Consider the following 5,813-nt stretch of genomic DNA (forward strand, 5'->3'; position numbering starts at 1 on the left):
AACGTCACCGACATGGCGCATTTCTATTACATACATTTCGGTCTGCCGACCTACTTCAAGAACGTCTTCGAGGGTCACGTCGCCACCCAGTACCTGCACAACGTCGGACGCCCGGATGTCGGCGGCATGGGCACCGCCTACGGGGAGTCGCACCTGGACTCCGAAGCCAGCTACTTCGGGCCGTCGTTCATGATCAACTGGTTGCACAACACATACGGCGATTTCAAGGCGGAGTCCCTCCTGGTCAACTGCCACTACCCGGTGACCCAGGACTCGTTCATGCTGATGTGGGGTGTCATCGTGGGGAAGCCGCGAGGCATGGACGACGCCATGTCGGAACGACTTTCGAAGGCCTTCACCGCCGGAGTCAGCAAGGGCTTCCTGCAGGACGTCGAGATCTGGAAGCACAAGACCCGCATCGACAACCCGTTGCTCGTCGAGGAGGACGGGGCGGTCTACCAGATGCGCCGGTGGTATCAGCAGTTCTACGTCGACGTCGCCGACATCACCCCCGACATGACCGATCGTTTCGAACTCGAGGTCGACACCACCAAGGCCAACGAGAAGTGGCAGGTGGAGGTTCAGGAGAACCTGCGCCGCCGGGCCGAGAGCGAGGCGGGGCAGCCGGCCTCATGACCTCCGAACGGACGCCCGATGTCGACGAGTTGGCGCAGTCGATGCTGCTGCTGAACGGATTTCACGACGACGAGCACCGGCCCGGCGACGAGGACGACGTCGCAACGTGGTCGAAGACAACGGATTTCGCCGGCGACCCCGAGCGTGCGGCGGCCCTGCATGAGGCGACCCGCCGCGACCGCGAGCGGTATCTGACCGCCGGCCTGGCCGACGTCGACTGCCGGTTCTGCCACGCATCGGTGCGGGTGAAGAAGTTGGGCGCCCCGTACACCGCGGTGCAGTGGAACGCCGAGGCCTCCGGGCGGTGTGCCTACTTCGCCGAGATCCGGGCCGGCGGCGGCAGCAGTTCCCGGGTCCCGTCCTGTCCCCGGCTCTCCGACAGCATCGAACACGCCGTGGCGGAAGGGTGCTTGGAGGAGTACTCCAGCGCCCCGGCGCCCGGGGACGGCTGAGCCCTCTCCCCACCCCGCCCAAACCAACATTTGGGCGGAGAAGTGCGAGAAGAAATCGCCATTTCGTCGATCTCGGGCTCCCGCCAGCCCATCTCGGGCTGCCCGTCACAGCCCGCGGAAGCGTTGCCTGACCTGGTCCTCGGTCAATCCGTAGTCAGCCAGCGAGTAGCTGTGCCTGGGGGCCCGCGGCCCCCGCCTGCTCTCGTCGTCTGTCCGCCGGATGGCGTCACGCACCGACTCGGTCATCTCGATGCCGAAGTGGGAGTAGATGTTCTCAACGGTGCCGAGCGGGTCGGCGATGAGCTCGAAATAATCGACGTCGCAGAACTGCGCGGAGTTGCGGGTGGCCCGCACCGCGTTGAACCCTTCCAACCCGCGTGACCAGGTCTCCAGGGAGTCAGCGCCCAGGGTCGCCCCGGTGAAGGTGTTCGACCATCCCGCGGTGGTGTGCTGGGACAGCGAGCACATCGAGGCCATGATGGTCTCGGCCGGCCGGTGGCATTGGATCACCAGCGCGTCGGGGTAGGTGTTCAACAGCGCGTCGAGGGCGAACAGGTGGCTGGGATTCTTGAGCACCCAGCGCTTCTCGGGCTCGTTGAGGCCGATGAGTTGCAGGTTGCGGCGATGCCGCTGATAGGGCCTGGTCCAGTCCTGTCGGGCCAGCCATCGGGAGTAGGTGGGTACGTGCGCGAGTGTCTCGTAGGACACCGAGTGCACCGATTGGCGGAGCAGTTGCCAGCACTCCTCGACCTCGTCGGCGGTCATGTAATGCAACCCGGTGTAGTCGGGGTTCTCCTGATGCGCCTTGGCGAACCGTGACTGCATCTCGACGAATACCGGGTTCTGCGCCCACGTCTCCCGCGGTGGACGCGGTTGGGGGAACTCCGCCAGCCACAGTTCCAGGCCCTGGTGTCGGGGGTCGCCGCACAGCAGACGGTGCAGGGCAGTGGTCCCGGTGCGCGGCAGACCGGTGACGAAAATCGGCGCGGTGACGGCGACGCCGGCGTGCTGCGGGTACTGCTTCCACGACGCCTCGCTGAGCAGTCGGGCCACCAGGGCGTTACGCAGGAAGAACCGCGACATCTTGCTGCCCAGTTCGGTGAAGTCGGCGTCGCGGCGATAGGACTCCAACAGCACGGCCAGAGCCTCGACGTAGTTGTCGTCGTCGGCGCCGAAGTCGTCCAGGCCGACTGCCTTGACCGCTGACGCCTTCAGGTCCTCGACGGTGCCCACATCGGTGCGTGCCATCAAGACTTGTACTCCCCGCAGTTCACATCCAGGGTCGATCCGGTGATGGCACTGGACAGGTCGCTGGCCATGAACAGGATGGCCGATGCCACCTCGTCCTCGGTCGGCAGCCTCTTCAGGTCGGACTGCGCGGCGGTGGCGGCGTAGATCTGCTCGACGGTGGTGCCGTACTTGCCGGCCTGATGGTTGAAATAGCTCTTGAGAGTGTCGCCCCAGATGTATCCCGGCGCAACGGAGTTCACCCGGATCCCCTTGTCGCCGAGTTCGGTGGCCAGTGACTGGGACATCGCCAGCAGTGCGGACTTGGCCACCTTGTAGGCGCCGTACTTGGGCTGGGAATGCCGGATGACCATGGAGTTGACGTTGACCACCGAACCTCTGGCCTCGGCCAAGGCAGGGGTGAAGCCCTGGATCATCCGCAGGGCGCCGAGCACGGTCAGTTCGATGGCGTCGCGGATGTGCTGGAACGTGGTGTCTGCCAGCGGTTTCATCGACGGAATCCGGAACGCGTTGTTGATCAGAGCATCGATCCGACCGTACGCGTCGAGGCTCCGACCGACGAGGTTGTCGACCTGAGCGTCATCGGTGATGTCGGTCGTCACGGCGACCGCCCGGCGGCCCAGTGCGGCGACCCGGTCGGCGACCTCGGAGAGGCGTTCGGCGGTGCGGGCGGCCAGGACCAGGTCGGCGCCGGCCTCGGCGCACCGAAGGGCCAGTGTGCTGCCCAGCGCCGGACCGACCCCGCTGATCACCACGACCTTGTTCTCCAGCAATCCGGTCATTCGGCTATCCCACCATCCTGTTCTGAATCTGCCTCTGGCGCAGTGCGATCCGCTCTCGCCAGTCGGCGTCGGAAATCCGGTTGCTCTCGTAGTACGGCAGCTTCCCGGGGACCTCGGCGACGTCGAGCAGTTCCACGGTCGGGCCGTCGGCCTCGGCCAGTTCACGAGACACCCGTTGCCAACGGAACTGCAGGAAACCTCGCCGGTGGCTGGTGGTCTCGATCCAGTTGGTCACGCCCGGGTTCCGTCCGGCGACCACGATGCGGATCCTGCCGTCGGGATCGGCTTGGGCCTGGGTTCCGTTGAGCGAGGTCTGGTGGTTGATGTAGTCCAGGGACACGTACCACATGCTGCCCAATTGGAAACCCAGGTAGGGCGCGTCGGTGACCGGCAGGGTGATCAGCAGGGCCTGCTCCGGGGTGAGATCGAAGTGCCCGGCCGACGAGTACTGGGTCGCCAGGCCACCCGGGGTCAGTCGTGGGGCGACCATGGTGTTGACCGGGATGTTCGTGTAGAACCACTGCGGGAACTGCAGCCAGGTCTTGACCCGCTGGACCAGTTGTTTACCGGCCGTGGCCCAACGTTTCTCGATGAGTTCGGCGGTAAGCGGCGGCGGCGCGGTGCCTGCCGTGTCGGTACGGGCGATCGCCACCGTTCCGCGCCGCGCGGACCAGTCGTTGTAGACCTCGCGGATCACCAACTGGGCGTTGACCTTCGGGGTGAACCGCCATTCGAAGCTGCCGTCGGCGGCGATGTCGAGCCGACGGTCGTCGAAGGCGGTCTCGCTGTCGGGCACATTGGCGTCCGTGTACTCGCCACCGAGCAGTTGGAAGCTGAGATCGGTTGTGGTGCCACGGGTTCCGGTTACGACGTACTCTTTGCCGGCCTGCACCCGAGTGCCGAAGTAGAGGGTGTCCGGGTTGTCCAGGCCCATCTTGGTGAACGGTCCGGTGCCGGATTGCAGAAACGGGTGGTCGCGGTCGTAGTCGAAGGCGATGTGGGTGCACGCGGCGATCCCGCCGGCCAGGTACTGCAGGCCTTCCATCAGATCGGATTCGGTCTCGATGAAGGGCGCTTCGCGGACCAGTCGCTCAGCCTCGGCGATGGCGTCGGTCAGGGGCTGTGCGTACATCGTGGATGGGCCTCCCGACCATTGACTGAGCTGAATCTAGAACGTGTTCTAGTACCGAGTCAACCAGGCGCACGGCCTCAGTTGACGCTGGCCAGCGCGAACGGCAGCACTTCCTCGGCGCCGGCCTGCCGGAGCGTCCTGGCCGCCATCGTGAGGGTCCATCCGGTGTCGGTCAGGTCGTCGATCAGCAGCACCGGGCCGCGCACTCCGCCGAGGTCCGGAACCTCCCACGCATCGTCGAGTGCGGACACCCGGTAGGCCGAGTTGGCCGCGGTCACCGGACGGCGGCCGGGCCGGTAGCGCAATGTGCCCAGGTCGATCAGCCGGCCCGCTTCGGCCAGTGCGCCGGCCACCGAACCGATCAGGACGGGGTGGGTGCTCGAGTCCAGGCCCATCACGGCGACCGGCCTGGCCTCCCACGGCCAGGCCGCGAGGACGGCCACCGCGGCGTCGAGCACGTCCGGCGGGACCGGTTCGTCCGGGGCGTCGAGCAGTCGGCGGAGCCGCGTTCCCCAGCCCAGGTCGGTGAGGCGCCCGATGACCCGCCCGGTGGCCGGTCCGTCGGTGATCCGACCACTGAGGTCGATGCCCAGTTTGGCCATTCCGGTGGGCCATTGCCGGCGCGGGCTGAGTTCCACCCCCGGGCGCCGCAGGCGCTGCCGGGCGGTCTCGACCGCCGGCGACTCGACATGCGGGTCGTGGCGATGGCCCGAGCAGTTGTCGCAGCGGCCGCACGCGTCGTCGTCGCCCAGTTCGGGGTCGTCCAACTGCCTGCGCAGGAAAGCCATCCGGCACTCGTCGGTGTCCTGGTAGTCCAGCATCGTCTGCTGCTCGCGGCGTCGGGCCTCATCGAGGTCGCGGTAACGCTCCTCGTCGTAGACCCAGGGTTCAGCGGTGGCGATCCACCCGCCTTTCGCCCGCCGGACCGCGCCGTCGACGTCGAGAACCTTGAGCACCATCTCCAGCCGGGACCGGCCGAGGTCGACGAGCGGCTCCAGGGCGGCGGTGGACTGCGCCCGGTCCGGTCGCAGGGCTTCGATCACCCTGCGCACCATCGCTTCCGACGGAAAGGCGACCGACGCGAAGTAGCTCCAGATATCCCGGTCCTGCGGGCTGGGCAGCAGGATCGCCTCGGCGCTTGCCGTGGACCGTCCTGCGCGGCCGACCTGTTGGTAGTAGGCGATCGGCGACGGCGGCGCACCGAGGTGGATCACGAAGCCGAGGTCCGGCTTGTCGAATCCCATGCCCAGGGCCGAGGTCGCGACCAAGGCCTTCACCCGGTTCGCCAGTAGGTCGGCTTCGAGTTGCTCGCGTTCGCCCGGATCCGTCGCGCCGGTGTAGGCCGCGACGTCATGGCCCAGATCCCTGAGCAGGGTGGCCAGATCCCGTGCTCCGGCGACGGTGAGGGTGTAGATGATGCCGGAGCCCTCGAGCGAATTCAATTGTGCGGCAATCCAAGCGACCCGCTCGGCGGCACCGCCGATCTGCACGACCGACAGGTGCAGCGACTCCCGGTCCAGACCGCCGCGCAGCACCAGCGTGTCGGCTCCGCCGACGATGCCC

5 protein-coding genes and 1 pseudogene are annotated in these 5,813 nt (G+C 66.9%); 2 read left to right on the plus strand and 4 right to left on the minus strand.

Annotation, left to right across the window (positions count from 1 at the left end; genetic code table 11):
• Both ADBZ5U_RS13855 and ADBZ5U_RS13860 read left to right on the plus strand, forming a co-directional pair.
• Positions 1-636, plus strand: a pseudogene (locus ADBZ5U_RS13855) (3-ketosteroid-9-alpha-hydroxylase); the annotation flags it as partial.
• A complete protein-coding gene (locus ADBZ5U_RS13860; RefSeq protein ID WP_526811129.1) occupies positions 633-1,088 on the plus strand; it encodes a hypothetical protein in 456 nt (151 codons plus the stop codon). The pseudogene ADBZ5U_RS13855 and the gene ADBZ5U_RS13860, both read left to right, overlap by 4 nt.
• Before the next feature lie 105 nt (positions 1,089-1,193).
• On the opposite strand, the gene ADBZ5U_RS13865 is transcribed toward ADBZ5U_RS13860, so the two are convergent.
• The 4 genes from ADBZ5U_RS13865 to ADBZ5U_RS13880 all read right to left on the minus strand — a co-directional run.
• On the minus strand, positions 1,194-2,336 hold the full coding sequence (locus ADBZ5U_RS13865) for a sulfotransferase (RefSeq protein WP_526811131.1): 1,143 nt from the start codon (positions 2,334-2,336) through the stop codon (positions 1,194-1,196).
• On the minus strand, positions 2,336-3,118 hold the full coding sequence (locus ADBZ5U_RS13870) for an SDR family NAD(P)-dependent oxidoreductase (RefSeq protein ID WP_526811133.1): 783 nt from the start codon (positions 3,116-3,118) through the stop codon (positions 2,336-2,338). The genes ADBZ5U_RS13865 and ADBZ5U_RS13870 overlap by 1 nt, the downstream gene beginning before the upstream one ends.
• A 4-nt stretch (positions 3,119-3,122) precedes the next feature.
• Positions 3,123-4,250 carry a hypothetical protein gene (locus ADBZ5U_RS13875; protein ID WP_526811135.1) on the minus strand — a complete coding sequence of 376 codons (1,128 nt, stop codon included), beginning with the start codon at positions 4,248-4,250 and terminating at the stop codon, positions 3,123-3,125.
• Positions 4,251-4,327: 77 nt separating this feature from the next.
• Positions 4,328-5,813: helicase-related protein (locus ADBZ5U_RS13880; RefSeq protein ID WP_526811137.1), on the minus strand; the 1,486-nt coding region annotated here is incomplete at its 5' end.

It is taken from the genome of Mycobacterium sp. (genome assembly GCF_040398885.1).
In the GTDB taxonomy this organism is placed as follows: domain Bacteria; phylum Actinomycetota; class Actinomycetes; order Mycobacteriales; family Mycobacteriaceae; genus Mycobacterium.